We start from the raw sequence: 12,812 nt of genomic DNA, 5'->3' as shown, positions 1-12,812 counted from the left end.
TCTGCAGGCCGGCGGCGTCGTCTTTGGCGCTGTTGATTTTCAGGCCCGAGGACAAGCGAGTCATCGAGGTAGCGGTGGCGGACGAAGCCTTGTTCAGGTTGTTCTGAACGGTCAGGGAAGCAATGTTGGTGTTAACGGTCAACGACATGACGAAATCCTCAGGGCAGCGGTGATGTACTTGGCTTCCGGCCCTGGCGGTGCCGGGTGTGGCCTGGATAACCTTCGAAGTAGTTATCGTCGCTTTTGGCGTTTGCTTAAGGGTGAGGGGGTGCCGTTGATCGGATGCAAACGGGCTTGCGCATCCTGCCGCGCGAGCCGATGCTTCGAGCCCTCATTGTCAGGAAGGCAGGCGTATGGCAAACACGGTGAAGACCCCAGACCAACTGGCTACGGATGAAGCCTGGTGGGCCGACATTGCGGCGCGCTATCCGGAGCGTGACGGGCCGATCAACCTGGAAAACGGCTATTTCGGGCAGATGACGCACAATGCCCTTCACGCTTACGAAGGCGCCATCAGGGAGGTCAACCGAAGGAACGCCATACAGGTTCGGCGTGAATTCGACGAATACCAACTGCTCGACATTCGCCAGCAGCTGGCAGAACTCATGGGCCTGCCCGCCGAGAGCCTGGCCTTCGCGCGCAGCGCCTCCGAGGCGCTGTATTCCCTGATTCGGAACTACAGCCGGCTCAAGCCCGGGGACCAGGTATTGATCAGCGACCTTGACTACCGCTCGGTACAGGGCGCGTTCAGCTGGTTGCAGGCCGCCAGGGGGGTGGAGCTGATCAGGATCGTTCATCCTCACCCCCCCAGCCACGACGCACTACTGCGCGCTTATATCGACGCATTCGAGGCGCACCCCCGGCTCAAATTGATGGCGCTTACCCACGTGACCCATCGCACCGGGCTGGTAATGCCGGTAAAGGCGATCGCCCAAGCGGCCAAGGCTCGGGGCATTGATGTCATATTTGATGGCGCTCACTCGCTGGGCCAGCTTGAGGTAAACCTCGCGGATATCGGCATCGACTTCGCAGGTTTCAACTTGCAGAAATGGATCGGCGCGCCCCTGAGCCTAGGGGTTATTCACGTACGTGAGGAGCGGCTGGGTGACTTCACACCGGACATGGGCAACCCGAGCTTCAGCGCCGATGACGTCCGTTGCCTGGCGCCCTACGGCACGCCCAACGTGCCTGCGCTGATGGCGCTTCCCACTGTGTTTGCCGAGCACCAAGCCATTGGCGGCTGGGCGGTGAAAGGCGCGCGCCTGCGCTACCTGCGCAACCTCTGGGTAACCGAAGCCCGCAAGCTGCCCGGCATTGAAGTACTCACCCCGGATGATCCCCGGTTGTATTGCGGCATCACGGCGTTCAGGTTCGTAGATGCAGCAGACCAGCAGGTGCAGGTAGAGCGGTTGCTCAATGAGTTCAACGTGTTTACCGTGCTGCGCGAGGGTTCGGCGTGCGGCCCCTGCATCAGGGTAACGCCTGGTTTCACCACCACCGTGAGCGATATGAAGCAGTTGATCGAAGCCCTGCGGGCGATGACAAGGGGTAACGGTTGAACGAACACAGTTTGTCCATGCGGCTGGAGCGTGTGGCGGCGCTGGTACCTGCGGGCGCGCGCCTGGCCGACATCGGTTCGGACCATGCCTACCTGCCGGTGGCTTTGATGCACCGCGGTGTGATCACGGCAGCGGTGGCGGGAGAAATCGCGGGAACGCCATTCCTGGCGGCTGAACGCACCGTGCGCGATAACGGCCTGGGCGAGGGCATTACCGTGCGCCTGGCCAATGGGCTGGCCGCCATCGAGCTGCAAGATGGCATTACCGCGGTGACTATGTGCGGGATGGGCGGCGAGACGATCCGCGACATCCTTGAAGCGGGCAAGTCGCGTTTGAGCGGCACCGAGCGCTTGATCCTGCAACCCAACGGCGGCGAACAGCCTCTTCGCCAGTGGCTGATGGTCAATGGCTATTCGATACTCCACGAAGAGGTGCTGCGAGAAAACCGCTTCGACTACGAAATCATCGTGGCCGAGCGCGTGGGCCCTGTGGCTTACACGCCCCAGGAACTCTACTTCGGCCCGGTGCATTTGCAGGCACGCAGCCCGGCCTTCCTGGCCAAGTGGCAACGCAAGCTGCGCCTGCGCCAGCGCACCCTGGCCAGCTTCGCCCATGCGCGCCAGGCGGTGCCCGAGGATAAACTGCAAAGCCTCACGCGCCAGGTGCACTGGATCAAAGAAGTGCTGGCGTAACGGGGGTCAACCACGCACCTTCTGGAAGCCGTTCGTGAGCTAGCCTGCGGCTTCGCCGGATGGCCGGCCCGTTGCTACAGCGGCCGGGAATGTTCGCGCAGCCATTCTTCGCGGGTGAGCTCCCAGGTTTCCTTGAGCATCGGGCCGCCTACAAAGCTTCCCTCGCGTACATCGACCCTGCGCATGCCCTCGCGCTCCGAAACCCTGCGGGAGGCTTGGTTGCCCGCCGCCTTGGGCACCTGCATCAGCGGGCGCTTCAGGGTTTCGAACCAATAGGCGTTGATCACTTCGCAGGCCTCGCGTATGTACCCATTGCCCTGCCAAGGCGGGCTCAGCCAGAAGCCCCTGTGATTACCGGGCTGATCGTACAGGCAGATGCTGCCGATGCTGTGAGTGGGGTCTGCGGCAAGGCGAATCATCCAGTGCCATTCCTTCCCCGCTTCAATGGCCGGGAGGGCAACATCGCGCACATACGTGAGCGCGCCGTCCTCCGGATAGGGCCAGGGCACCCGGCTGTCCAGGTAGCGCACCACGTCCCAGTGAGGAAAGCAGCGTTGGATATCGGGCGCATCGCTCAGTTGCAGCGGCGTGAGCAGCAAACGGTCCGTGTGAAAGGTGGGCAGGCTTTCCATTGCGCGGGCTCCTTCGCGAAAGCGGGCGGTTCGATGCCCACTTTCGCAGAACCCGTGACGGTATTTCAAAGGTTTGGATTCAGGGGCCTGCGGCTGCGGGGAAATGCAACGAAGCCTCGGTAATCCCGCTTTCGCTGTGCAGGGCCGCACGCCCGTCGTGCAACGCCATGATCGACTGCACGATCGCCAGCCCCAGGCCGCCCGAGTCGCCAGGGTCGGTACGGGTTTCGTCGGCGCGGTAGAAGCGCTCGAACAACCGGGGGATCACGGCGGGTGGCAGTGTTTCCCCCCGGTTCATCACCACCAGGCGGGTTTCGTTGCCAGGCCGCTCGCTGCGTAGCTCCACCGTGGAGCCTGGAGTGGCGTGCTTTACCGCGTTGGCGAGGAGGTTGCCCAACGCCCGCTGGAGCAGTGGAAGGTCTGCCTGGAGCGTGCCGCTCATGGTGTTGTGCAGGCCAAGATTGCGGTCCTCCGCCAGCGCTTCGAAGTACTCGCACAGCTCGTCGCCCAGCTGCTGCAGGTCCACCGGCTGGCGAACGATGGGGCAGTCGCCATGGTCGGCCCGGGCAAGGAACAACAGGTTGGCGACCATCCGGTTGAGCCGCTCGAATTCCTCTACGTTGGAGGCGAGCAGGTCTTGATATTCGGTAACCGAGCGGGCCTGGTTGAGCATCTGGCCGTTACTGGTGAGCAGGGTGTGCAACGGCGTGCGCATTTCATGCGCCAGGTCCGCGGAGAACTGCGACAGGCGGGCGAAGCTGTCATCGAGGCGGTCCAGCATGCCGTTGAGGGCTTGCACGGGCTCGTACAGTTCCTGAGGTATTTGCGCCACGCTCAGCCGTTGCCCAAGGGTACGCGGGCTGATGCCGGCCACTTGCGCGGCAATCGCCCGTACCGGGCGCAGGGCGCGGCGCAACACCAGCACACCCAGCAACAGCGCCAACAACGCGCCAAGGCCCGCCGCGGCGTAAATCCTCAGGCGGTAGCTGGCCAGCATCGCGGTGCGCTCATCCAGGCGTTTGCCGACCGTCACCCGCAGCCGTTCACCGTTGCGCCCCGTGCCATCACCCGCCAACAGCAGCAAGCCGCTGCCACTATCCGGCTGCCATGTGACGACGTGCTCCCGGCGCGGCGCCTGGTTCACTGCCAGCGCCTGCAGGGCAGGGATGGCGTCGGTATGCGGGTTGATGTCAATGATATCGGCCTGAGCATCCCGCCCTACCAGCAACAGGCTGTCCCGGTTGCCCAGCATGTTCTGATACAACCGTGGGCGCGCCTGCAGGGCGCTGAGGTCATCGCTGTCCTGAAGCAACGCCCGTACTTGTTCCAGCCGGCCCATCAGGGCCACGTCGTCGCGGTAGGCCAGTTCGGCTTCCAGGCTGCGGTACAAGAACCACCCCGAAAAGGCGAGCACGCCGGCGCAGGTGACCGCCACGCCAAGCGCGGCTCGCCAGATCAACGATCCACGGCGGCCAGGGTCACTCATCGCTGGCCTCCAGCTGATAGCCGATGCCGCGCACGGTATGAATGAGCTTGGGGAAGAAGGGGTCGTCCAGCTTCGCCCGCAGCCGCCGCACCGCCACGTCCACCATGTTGGTATCGCTGTCGAAATTGAGGTTCCACACATGGGAGGCAATGAAGGTGCGCGACAACACCTCCCCGCGCCGGCTGACCAGCAGGTGCAGCAAGGCAAATTCCTTGTTGGTGAGGACGAGCCGTTGCCCGCCGCGGGTTACCCGACGGCGCATCACGTCCAGCTCCAGGTCGGCGACCCGGTAGTATTCCAGCTCACGGGGCGGGCCCCGGCGCAGCAGGGTGCGCACGCGGGCGAGCAGTTCGATAAAGGCAAATGGCTTGACCAGGTAGTCGTCCGCGCCGCGTTCAAGGCCTTTGACGCGGTCTTCCACCGAATCGCGCGCGGTGAGAAACAGCACTGGCGTGTCTCCGCGCTGGCGCACCTGCTTGAGCAACTGCCAGCCATCGAGGCCCGGCAGCATCACGTCGAGAATGATCAGGTCGTAATCAGCCTCTTCGATAAAGTGGCGGCCATCGAGCCCGTCGAGCGCAACGTCCACGGCGTAGCCGGCCTCGGTCAAACCCTTGGCCAGGAAATGCGCCGTCTTGGGCTCGTCTTCTACCAGTAATACACGCATGGCTACCTCGTTTGCAGTACGCATAGGCTATGCGGACTGGGCGCCGTTTCCCATTACAAACTTGTAATCCGTATGACGGAATTGGGAGCGGGGCAGGGGGTTAGGGTAGGCGCAGCCCAACCAAGGAGCCTGCCATGACCCCTATCAAAACCCTTTGCCTCGGCCTGTTGACGCTGGTTGCCGCCCAGGCCCAGGCGGCCCTGCCCCAACAGCCGGAACTGGACCTGGCCACCGCCCGGCAGCTTGCCGATGCCGCGCCGTGCACTGCTGCGATCGCCGTGCTGGACCGTGGCGGCAACCTGTTGCTGATCCAGCGCGACCGCAACACCGGGCCGCATAACGCTGACGCCGCCCGGCGCAAGGCGTACACCGCCCTGTCCACCAAAACGCCCACCCGTGCCCTGGCCGAGAAAGCCGCACAAAACCCCGAAACCGCCAACCTGAACACCTTCCCAGAGCTGCTGTTGCTCGGCGGCGGCGTGCCGCTGTACCAAGGCGCGGACCTGGTAGGCGCGCTCGGCGTTGCCGGTGCCGGCGGGCCTGCCCCGGACGAGCGCTGCGCAATGGACGCGGCCGCCAAGGTCGGCCTGGCCACTCATCCCTGAACCTTTGTTTCCACCTTCATTACAAGGAAGCCTCAGCATGAAACTTCGCACTCTGGCCTGCACCCTGGCGCTCACCAGCCTCGCCGGCCTCGCCAACGCCGCGCCGAACCCACTGAGCGTTCATGTGCTCAACCTGCAGACCGGCACCCCTTCGGCGGGCATTCAGGTCACCCTGGAGCGCCACACCGGTGCTACCTGGCAGGCGCTGGCCCAAGGCACCACCAACGAGCAGGGCCGAATCCCCGAGCTGTTCCCGGCCAACATGGCGATCGACAAGGGTGAGTACCGCGTGGTGTTCAAGACCGGCGAGTACTACCAGAAGCTGCACCAGGACACCTTCTTCCCGGAAATCCCGGTGATCTTCGAAGTGCGCCAGACCGACCAGCACTACCACATCCCGCTGCTGCTCAGCCCGTACGGCTTCAGCACCTATCGCGGGTCGTAGTCGCCATCTGTTGTGCGGGCGCCGACTCACGAATGATCACGTGTCCAGCCCTGACGTGCGTTCCTGAACGCCCTGGCGAAGCTGTTCGATGATCCTTCGCGCACGGTTGGCGCCCACGTCCACGTGGATGTCCACCATCGGCAACGGGCCGAAATCGAGCATGTTCCTGTACTGCGCCTCGATCACCACCTTGTCTTCGTCGAAGGTCATTTTGGTCTGGTCCACCACCTTGGCCTTGACCTCGTCGTGGTTGCTTTGCGGGTTGGTGGCCATCGTCCAGAAGTAGTGGCTGGTGGCGTCGGTTTCGGGCGTTACCCCATGGAAGCCGCGCATATGGAAACCGCGCCGGGCGGGGTCATCGAGCGAATCGGTACCTACGTCCACGGCGCCAGTCCAGATACGCAAGTGGCTGACGCAAAATTCGACTTCCTGCCAGCGGTCCACGTTGCCCTTGAACGGGTACGCCGCGGTATAGGTGGGCGGTGGCACCGAGTCGGGCAGATGGCGGGTCACCCGCACAGAGCGCTCATCGCTGGTTACCCGTACCTGGGCGTTCATGTGAATGCTGGCGTTGCCGCCGATGGTGCGCAGGTGCACATAACCCAAGTGGCTCAGGTCCAGCAGGTTGTCGTGGATAAGCTGGTAGGGCGCGTCGTAGTGGTACACATCGCCGTCGAACAGGTAGGCGGGATTGGTGTGGAACTCATACGCCGGCGGCTCGTGGTCGGGCACTGGGCAAGACGCGCTGCCAAACCAGATCCAGATGATTTTGTCTCGTTCGCGCACGTGATGGGCGCCCACCCGCGCCTTGCTGGGTACCTTGGCCTGGCCGGGTACTTCCAGGCACTGCCCGGCCCCGTCGAACAGCAGGCCATGGTAGCCGCAGCGCAGCCCGCGGGCTTCCAGCGTGCCCTGGGACAACGGCAGCGCCCGATGGCAGCAGCGGTCATCAAGCGCCGCCGGCGTGCCGTCAGCCGTACGGAACAGCACGATCGGCCTGTTCAACAAGGTGCGGGCGAGGGGCTTGTCCTCAAGCTCCCACGCCAGGGCGGCCACATACCATTGGTCGAGCGGGAACGCGGGCAGGGCCGCGGGCGTGCCCACGTCATAAGCCAGCGGTTGGGCGGTTGAAGCGCTCATGAAGGTCTCCTGTATCGGTTTTTATTGTCAGAGGTCCAGCACCAGGCGAGGGCTGCGCGCGCGGGAGCAACAGACGGCGAAGCGGTCGTTCGTCGCGTGCTCGGCGGCGGTCATGAACTGGTCGCGGTGGTCCGGCTCGCCGTCCAGCAGTGGCGTGATGCAGGCGCCACAGATGCCTTGCTCGCACGAGCTGTCCACGTCGATGCCATTGCGAAGCAGCACCTCCAGCACCGTTTCGTCGCAGGGTACTTCGAGCACTTTCCCGGACCGGGCGAGGTGGATGTCGAACGGAGCGTCCCCTGCCTGAACCTGCGGGGCGGCGGCAAAATCTTCCCGATGGATCTGATGGTCGGCCCAGCCGCAGGCCTTGGCGCTGGCTTCCACGAACGCCATGAAGCCAGCCGGCCCGCAGGTGTACAGCTGGTCGCCAGGTTGTGGCGTTGCCAGTACGCGCTGCGCATCGAGCTGCTGCGTGGGTGGGCCGTTGTCCACATGAAGGTGCAGATGATGGGCGAGCGTGGAAGCCTTCAGGTGGTCGGCGAAGGCCAGGCGGCCCAGGTCGCGGCCGCAGTAATGCAGTTCGAACGGCTTGCCGGCCGCTTCCAGCACATGGGCCATTGCCAGCAACGGCGTGATGCCGATACCACCCGCGAACAACAGATAACGCTCGGCGGTAAGGTCCAGTTCGAACAGGTTACGGGGCAGGCCGATCGATAACTGTGTGCCTTCTTCAATCCGTTGATGCAGGTGCTTCGAACCCCCGCGCGAGGCAGGCTCCTCGAGCACTGCGATCATGTAACGGTGGCGCTCGTGGGGCGGGTTGCACAATGAATACTGGCGGGTCAACCCGGAACCCAGGTGCACGTCGATATGCGCGCCAGCGGTAAACGGCGGCAGCTCGGCTTGATCGAGGGGCACCAGTTCGAAGCTGCACACGCCTTGGGCTTCGATGATTTTGCGGCTTACGCGAACTTCAAGCATGAGTGGACCCCCACAGGGATAGCGGGCGCGGCATGGCAGTCAACCTCGGATTATTATTGTTCGGCCCGGTGCGTTTATGATGCGGCTCGGGTCATTGCCTGGAATTCATCCTATCTCATTTAGTTGCGGTGTCAACCAATTGGTCGCACCGTTCAGGAACCTTTCGTCATGCCTCATGCCCCCCTGGACCTGGAGCGCTATGTTCCAGCCCTGCTGACGTTCCTCACCAACAAGCTGTCCAGCAGCGCCTCGGCGTGCTACCGCAAGCACTACGGTATTGGCATCGTGGAATGGCGCGTGCTTGCCATGCTGGCGGTGGAAAACCACATCACCGCCAATCGGGTAGGGCAGGTGATCGGGCTGGACAAGAGTGCGATCAGCCGTTCGTTGCAGGCGCTGGAGCGGGAGGGGTACGTGACCAGCGAAGTCGACACAAAAGATGCGCGCCGCTACACCGTGTCCCTTACCCCGAGTGGTCGGCAGTTGCATGACCGGGTACTGGAAACGGCGGTGCGGCGCGAAGAGGTGTTGCTGGCAGACCTGTCGGAGCGCGAGGTCGATACGTTGATCGACCTGTTGCACCGCATGAGCCGCCAGCTCGAGAAGGTGAACGCGGTAGAGCCTTAGTCCGTATCAGAGGCCGCCGAGGCTCACGTATTTGAGGTGCAGGTACTCGTTGATGCCGTGGGAGGAGCCTTCCGAGCCCAGGCCGCTGTCCTTCACGCCGCCGAAGGGTGCGACTTCGGTGGTGACCAGGCCTTCATTGATGCCCACCATCCCGCTTTCCAGCGCCCGCGATACGCGGAACACCCGGGCCAGGTCTCGGCTATAGAAATAGGCGGCCAGGCCGAACTCCGTGCCGTTGGCGGCGTCGATCGCTTCTTGCTCGGTGCTGAAGCGGAACAACGCAGCCACCGGGCCGAAGGTTTCTTCGCGGGCGATGACCATGTCGGCGGTGGCGTCCGCGATCACCGTAGGCTCGTAGAAGGTGGCGCCGAGCGAGGACCGCTTGCCGCCTGCCAGTATCCGGCCCCCCTTGGCCTGGGCATCCTCGACCTGGCTTTGTACCTTGGCCACGGCCGCCTCGTTGATCAGCGGACCTTGCTGCACGCCTTGCTCAAAACCGTTGCCCACCTTGAGCGCCTGAACACGCTCGGCCAGCCGGCGGGCGAATTCATCGTAGATGCCGTCCTGCACATAGAACCGGTTGGTGCAGATGCAGGTTTGCCCGCTGTTGCGGTATTTGGAGGCCAACGCGCCTTCGATGGCCTTGTCCAGGTCGGCGTCGTCAAACACGATGAAGGGCGCGTTCCCACCCAGTTCCAGCGAGAGCTTTTTCATGGTGGCGGCGGACTGCTGGTACAGCAGCTTGCCGATCCGGGTGGAGCCGGTGAAGGTCAGCTTGCGTACCCGGGCATCGGAAGTGAGCTCATTACCGATGGCCGCCGCGTCGCCGGTCAGCACGTTCACCACGCCGGCGGGCACGCCAGCCTTTTCTGCCAGCACGCCCCACAGCAAGCCGCAGAACGGGGTGAATTCGGAGGGCTTGACCACGATGGTGCAGCCTGCTGCCAGGGCAGGGGCCACTTTGCGGGCGAGCATGGAGAACGGGAAGTTCCAGGGCGAAATAGCCGCGACCACGCCGACCGGTTCCCGGGTAACCTGGATCTGCCGGCCTGGCCACGGTGAAGGAATGATCTCGCCATTGACCCGGCGTGCTTCCTCGGCGAACCACTGAATGTAGTCAGCGCCCAGTTTGATTTCAGCCCGGGCTTCGGCCAGCGGCTTGCCTTGCTCCAGCGTGAGCATGGCGGCGAGCGTATCGAGGTTTTCCCGTACCGTGCGCGCCATGACCTGCAAGCGCTCGGCCCGCTCTGCGGCTGTGGTCAGCGACCATTGGGCGAAGGCGGCGTGGGCGGCACCGATGGCGCGCTGTGTGTCCACCGCGCCTGCCCAGGCGATAGTGCCGATCGGTTCGCCCGTGGCGGGGTCTTCAACGGTGTGAGTAGCGCCGTTATCCGCCGGGGCCCATTGCCCATCGATGAAGTTGGCTTGGCGCAGCCAGCCGTCAGCCTTGATCTGTTCGAGCGTGTTCGTTGCGTTGATCACGTGAGAAGTCATGGGAAGCCTCCATTGATTATGAAAATGATTAGACCGGTCGTCTATGCCAAGGGGCCAAAAAAAGCACTCAAAGGAAGTGCTTTTTATGGGAGTGTCAGCCAGCAGCGCGCAGTAACTGACGGGTTGCCACCATCGCCGTGTCGAACGGCAGGGTATTGCGATTGATCTTTACCATCACGCTGGCGCCCAGCCACATCTGGTACAGGCTTTTGGCGATGTCCTCGGGCGCGCCATCCACCTTGAGCGAGCCCTCGGCCAGCCCGGCCTCGATGGCCGCTGCCAGGCGCTCGGTAATGCCCGCCGTGCCGCGTTTCAAGGCCATGCGCATGGCTTCGGACAAGTCCGCCACCTCAGCGCCCAGTTTCACCGCCAGGCACTTGCCCTGGCAGTCGAAGAACGATTGGTTGGCCTGCCAGCTCTCGAAGTACTTCAGCAAGCGCTCGGCCATGTTCAAACCGGGCAGGCTCAGCGTTTGGTCGATCTCGGCGAGGTAGCCTTCGAAGTAGTCTTCGAGCAGCGCCTCGCCGAAGGCGTCCTTGGAGCTGAAATAGTGGTAGAACGAACCCTTCGGAACGCTGGCGGCGGTCAGTACCTCGTTGATGCCCACCGCGGAAAACCCTTTGCCGGCCATGATGCGTTGGCCATGGGCAAGGATGCTGTCCCGGACGTCGCTGGTTTGGAGTGCGTTTGATGTTTTCATGGCAGCGACATTACGCTTGATTAGACCAGTCGTCTACAGCTTTTTGAAAATCTTTTCAGGTAGTGAGCCAATAACTGTTTGATAGCGAGCCGGGGAATAAATCAGCCTCGTGGGGCGTCCGGCTGCTGATTCCACTTAGCCCGGAGCCTTAGATGACGTCCAGACCCCCACTCCTTGGTACCGCCGCCACGCTGGCACGGTTTGCCCTGATCGCGCTGCCGGTGCTGCTGCTGGGCATTACCTTCGCCTATGTGCGCGGCTGGCTGGACCCTACGCGTCTCACCCCGGTCAAGATCGTCGATACCCTGCAAGCCAGTGGTGGCGACCATCCGGGCTACCGCCGCAACCACGCCAAAGGGGTATGCGTAACCGGGTGGTTCGAGAGCAACGGGCAACTGGCGCAAGTATCCAAGGCCGAAGTGTTCGCACCCGGGCGCACCCCGGTGGTGGGCCGCTTCGCCTTGCCGGGCGGTAACCCTTACGCGCCGGACAACAGCGTGCCTATTCGCAGCCTGGCCTTGCGCTTCACTCAGGCCGATGGGCAGCAATGGCGTACCGGGATGAACAGCATGCCGGTGTTCCCGGTGGGCACCACCCAGGCGTTTTTCGACAGCCTGCAAGCCAGCCGCCCGGACCCCGCCACCGGCAAGCCGAACCCGGCAGCGCAGCAGGCGTTCTTTGCCAGCCATCCGGAAACCGCGGCCTTCCTGGCGTGGGTAAAAACCGCCAAACCGTCCGCGAGCTTTGCCACCGAGCGCTACGACGGCCTGAATGCGTTCTATCTGGTAGCGGCGGACGGCACGCGTCAGGCGGTGCGCTGGCGTGTGGTGCCTCAGGGCGTTACGCCGGCCCCGAGCGCAGGGGAGGGCGCCGACTACCTTGCGCAGGACATTGAGCAACGGCTGGCTGCCGGGCCACTGCGCTGGACCTTGCAGATGACCTTCGCCAACCCCGGGGATCCGGTGGACGACGCCAGCAAGGCGTGGCCAGTTGACCGCCGTACGCTTGAGGCGGGCACCCTGGTGCTGGACCGCGCCGTGGCGCAGAACGATGGCCCCTGCCGCGATATCAACTATGACCCGACCGTGCTGCCCCAGGGCATTGAAATCTCGGGCGACCCCTTGCTGCCGGCCCGCTCGGCGGCATATGCCGATTCGTACCTGCGCCGCACCGGCGAGGTGAACAGCTTGCACGCCGCCCAGGAGCCCCGCCCATGACCAAGCCTGTTGAACACTTTGTGCCCGTGGCCCGCTGGCTGCACTGGGCGATGGCGGCGGGCCTGCTGGCGATGCTGTTCATCGGCGCCGGCATGGTCGCCTCGGTGTCGGCACGTCACGAGCAGCTGATCGAGCTGCACAAGCCGCTGGGCATTGCCCTGCTGGCGCTGGCAATCGTTCGCCTGGCCGTACGCCTGTCTACCCGCCAGCCACCGCTGCCGGCAGATCTGCCCGCCGTTCAACGCCTGGCGGCAAAGGCTTCGCACTGGTTGTTGTATGGGTTGATGCTCAGCCTGCCGCTGCTCGGCTGGGCCATGCTGTCCGCTGCGGGCGACCCCGTCAGCCTTGGCGCGGGCATTCAGCTGCCACCACTGCTCGCCCCGGATGCCGCCACCTTCGCGCTGCTGCGCACCGCCCATGGCTACCTGGCGTACCTGTTGTTTTGCACGGTGCTGGTTCACCTGGCTGCGGCGCTGTACCACGGCTTGATCCGCCGTGACGGGGTGCTGCGCAGCATGGCGCGCGGGCGATAGCTGGAAGGGTTGGGGGCCGGGTGCGCCCCCGGCC

The 12,812-nt window shown here is 64.0% G+C and carries 15 protein-coding genes; 7 read left to right on the top strand and 8 right to left on the bottom strand.

Annotation, left to right across the window (positions count from 1 at the left end; all coding sequences use genetic code 11):
* Nucleotides 1-148, bottom strand: a 148-nt coding sequence (locus tag G7016_RS16410) for a flagellin N-terminal helical domain-containing protein (RefSeq protein WP_445674570.1), incomplete at its 3' end; no start/stop codon positions are given.
* Nucleotides 149-353: 205 nt separating this feature from the next.
* Here G7016_RS16410 and G7016_RS16405 point away from each other — a divergent pair.
* Complete coding sequence (locus G7016_RS16405) at nt 354-1,559, top strand: aminotransferase class V-fold PLP-dependent enzyme (protein WP_181116374.1); 1,206 nt, start codon at nt 354-356, stop codon at nt 1,557-1,559.
* Nucleotides 1,556-2,251, top strand: a complete 696-nt coding sequence (locus tag G7016_RS16400) for a tRNA (adenine(22)-N(1))-methyltransferase (RefSeq protein WP_258195213.1) — start codon at nt 1,556-1,558, stop codon at nt 2,249-2,251. The genes G7016_RS16405 and G7016_RS16400 overlap by 4 nt, the downstream gene beginning before the upstream one ends.
* A gap of 74 nt (nt 2,252-2,325) precedes the next feature.
* On the opposite strand, the gene G7016_RS16395 is transcribed toward G7016_RS16400, so the two are convergent.
* The 3 genes from G7016_RS16395 to G7016_RS16385 form a co-directional block, all read right to left on the bottom strand.
* Nucleotides 2,326-2,883: a GNAT family N-acetyltransferase gene (locus G7016_RS16395; RefSeq protein ID WP_181116369.1), complete on the bottom strand. Its 558-nt coding sequence runs from the start codon at nt 2,881-2,883 to the stop codon at nt 2,326-2,328.
* Between the two features lie 79 nt (nt 2,884-2,962).
* Nucleotides 2,963-4,369: a heavy metal sensor histidine kinase gene (locus G7016_RS16390; RefSeq protein WP_181116365.1), complete on the bottom strand. Its 1,407-nt coding sequence runs from the start codon at nt 4,367-4,369 to the stop codon at nt 2,963-2,965.
* On the bottom strand, nt 4,362-5,036 hold the full coding sequence (locus tag G7016_RS16385) for a heavy metal response regulator transcription factor (protein ID WP_181116360.1): 675 nt from the start codon (nt 5,034-5,036) through the stop codon (nt 4,362-4,364). The genes G7016_RS16390 and G7016_RS16385 overlap by 8 nt, the downstream gene beginning before the upstream one ends.
* A 134-nt stretch (nt 5,037-5,170) precedes the next feature.
* On the opposite strand from G7016_RS16385, the gene G7016_RS16380 reads away from it, so the two are divergent.
* Nucleotides 5,171-5,641 carry a GlcG/HbpS family heme-binding protein gene (locus G7016_RS16380; protein WP_181116357.1) on the top strand — a complete coding sequence of 157 codons (471 nt, stop codon included), beginning with the start codon at nt 5,171-5,173 and terminating at the stop codon, nt 5,639-5,641.
* Nucleotides 5,642-5,678: 37 nt separating this feature from the next.
* Nucleotides 5,679-6,086 (top strand): hydroxyisourate hydrolase, encoded by a 408-nt coding sequence (uraH, locus tag G7016_RS16375; protein ID WP_181116353.1) that lies wholly within the window; start codon nt 5,679-5,681, stop codon nt 6,084-6,086.
* A gap of 36 nt (nt 6,087-6,122) precedes the next feature.
* On the opposite strand, the gene G7016_RS16370 is transcribed toward uraH, so the two are convergent.
* Both G7016_RS16370 and G7016_RS16365 read right to left on the bottom strand, forming a co-directional pair.
* Complete coding sequence (locus G7016_RS16370) at nt 6,123-7,226, bottom strand: aromatic ring-hydroxylating dioxygenase subunit alpha (protein ID WP_181116350.1); 1,104 nt, start codon at nt 7,224-7,226, stop codon at nt 6,123-6,125.
* A gap of 27 nt (nt 7,227-7,253) precedes the next feature.
* Nucleotides 7,254-8,207: a PDR/VanB family oxidoreductase gene (locus tag G7016_RS16365; protein WP_181116347.1), complete on the bottom strand. Its 954-nt coding sequence runs from the start codon at nt 8,205-8,207 to the stop codon at nt 7,254-7,256.
* A gap of 168 nt (nt 8,208-8,375) precedes the next feature.
* Between G7016_RS16365 and G7016_RS16360 the strand changes: the two genes are divergently transcribed.
* Nucleotides 8,376-8,834: a MarR family winged helix-turn-helix transcriptional regulator gene (locus G7016_RS16360; protein ID WP_181116345.1), complete on the top strand. Its 459-nt coding sequence runs from the start codon at nt 8,376-8,378 to the stop codon at nt 8,832-8,834.
* 6 nt (nt 8,835-8,840) lie between these two features.
* Here G7016_RS16360 and G7016_RS16355 read toward each other — a convergent pair whose 3' ends face one another.
* Together G7016_RS16355 and G7016_RS16350 are read right to left on the bottom strand one after the other, a co-directional pair.
* Nucleotides 8,841-10,328, bottom strand: coding sequence for an NAD-dependent succinate-semialdehyde dehydrogenase (locus G7016_RS16355; protein WP_181116342.1), 1,488 nt, complete (start codon nt 10,326-10,328; stop codon nt 8,841-8,843).
* 94 nt (nt 10,329-10,422) lie between these two features.
* Complete coding sequence (locus G7016_RS16350; RefSeq protein ID WP_181116339.1) at nt 10,423-11,028, bottom strand: TetR/AcrR family transcriptional regulator; 606 nt, start codon at nt 11,026-11,028, stop codon at nt 10,423-10,425.
* A 152-nt stretch (nt 11,029-11,180) separates the two neighbouring features.
* Here G7016_RS16350 and G7016_RS16345 point away from each other — a divergent pair, with 152 nt between their 5' ends.
* Entirely contained in the window at nt 11,181-12,245 is a 1,065-nt protein-coding gene (locus tag G7016_RS16345; protein ID WP_181116336.1) for a catalase family peroxidase, read from the top strand.
* Nucleotides 12,242-12,778, top strand: coding sequence for a cytochrome b (locus tag G7016_RS16340; protein WP_181116334.1), 537 nt, complete (start codon nt 12,242-12,244; stop codon nt 12,776-12,778). The genes G7016_RS16345 and G7016_RS16340 overlap by 4 nt, the downstream gene beginning before the upstream one ends.
* The last annotated feature ends 34 nt before the right edge of the window (nt 12,779-12,812 follow it).

The sequence above is a fragment of the Pseudomonas japonica genome, from assembly GCF_013522925.1.
Classification (GTDB): Bacteria; Pseudomonadota; Gammaproteobacteria; order Pseudomonadales; family Pseudomonadaceae; genus Aquipseudomonas; species Aquipseudomonas japonica_A.
The sequence above is the reverse complement of the archived record's forward strand: the minus strand, read 5'-3'. Positions and strand labels throughout refer to the sequence as shown.

Bases quoted from the DNA above. Each gene is read 5' to 3' on its own strand.
- G7016_RS16405 (WP_181116374.1), top strand. From the start codon at position 354: ATGGCAAACACGGTGAAGACCCCAGACCAACTGGCTACGGATGAAGCC.
- G7016_RS16395 (WP_181116369.1), bottom strand. From the start codon at position 2,883: ATGGAAAGCCTGCCCACCTTTCACACGGACCGTTTGCTGCTCACGCCG.
- G7016_RS16390 (WP_181116365.1), bottom strand. From the start codon at position 4,369: ATGAGTGACCCTGGCCGCCGTGGATCGTTGATCTGGCGAGCCGCGCTT.
- G7016_RS16385 (WP_181116360.1), bottom strand. From the start codon at position 5,036: ATGCGTGTATTACTGGTAGAAGACGAGCCCAAGACGGCGCATTTCCTG.
- G7016_RS16380 (WP_181116357.1), top strand. From the start codon at position 5,171: ATGACCCCTATCAAAACCCTTTGCCTCGGCCTGTTGACGCTGGTTGCC.
- uraH (WP_181116353.1), top strand. From the start codon at position 5,679: ATGAAACTTCGCACTCTGGCCTGCACCCTGGCGCTCACCAGCCTCGCC.
- G7016_RS16370 (WP_181116350.1), bottom strand. From the start codon at position 7,226: ATGAGCGCTTCAACCGCCCAACCGCTGGCTTATGACGTGGGCACGCCC.
- G7016_RS16365 (WP_181116347.1), bottom strand. From the start codon at position 8,207: ATGCTTGAAGTTCGCGTAAGCCGCAAAATCATCGAAGCCCAAGGCGTG.
- G7016_RS16360 (WP_181116345.1), top strand. From the start codon at position 8,376: ATGCCTCATGCCCCCCTGGACCTGGAGCGCTATGTTCCAGCCCTGCTG.
- G7016_RS16355 (WP_181116342.1), bottom strand. From the start codon at position 10,328: ATGACTTCTCACGTGATCAACGCAACGAACACGCTCGAACAGATCAAG.
- G7016_RS16350 (WP_181116339.1), bottom strand. From the start codon at position 11,028: ATGAAAACATCAAACGCACTCCAAACCAGCGACGTCCGGGACAGCATC.
- G7016_RS16345 (WP_181116336.1), top strand. From the start codon at position 11,181: ATGACGTCCAGACCCCCACTCCTTGGTACCGCCGCCACGCTGGCACGG.
- G7016_RS16340 (WP_181116334.1), top strand. From the start codon at position 12,242: ATGACCAAGCCTGTTGAACACTTTGTGCCCGTGGCCCGCTGGCTGCAC.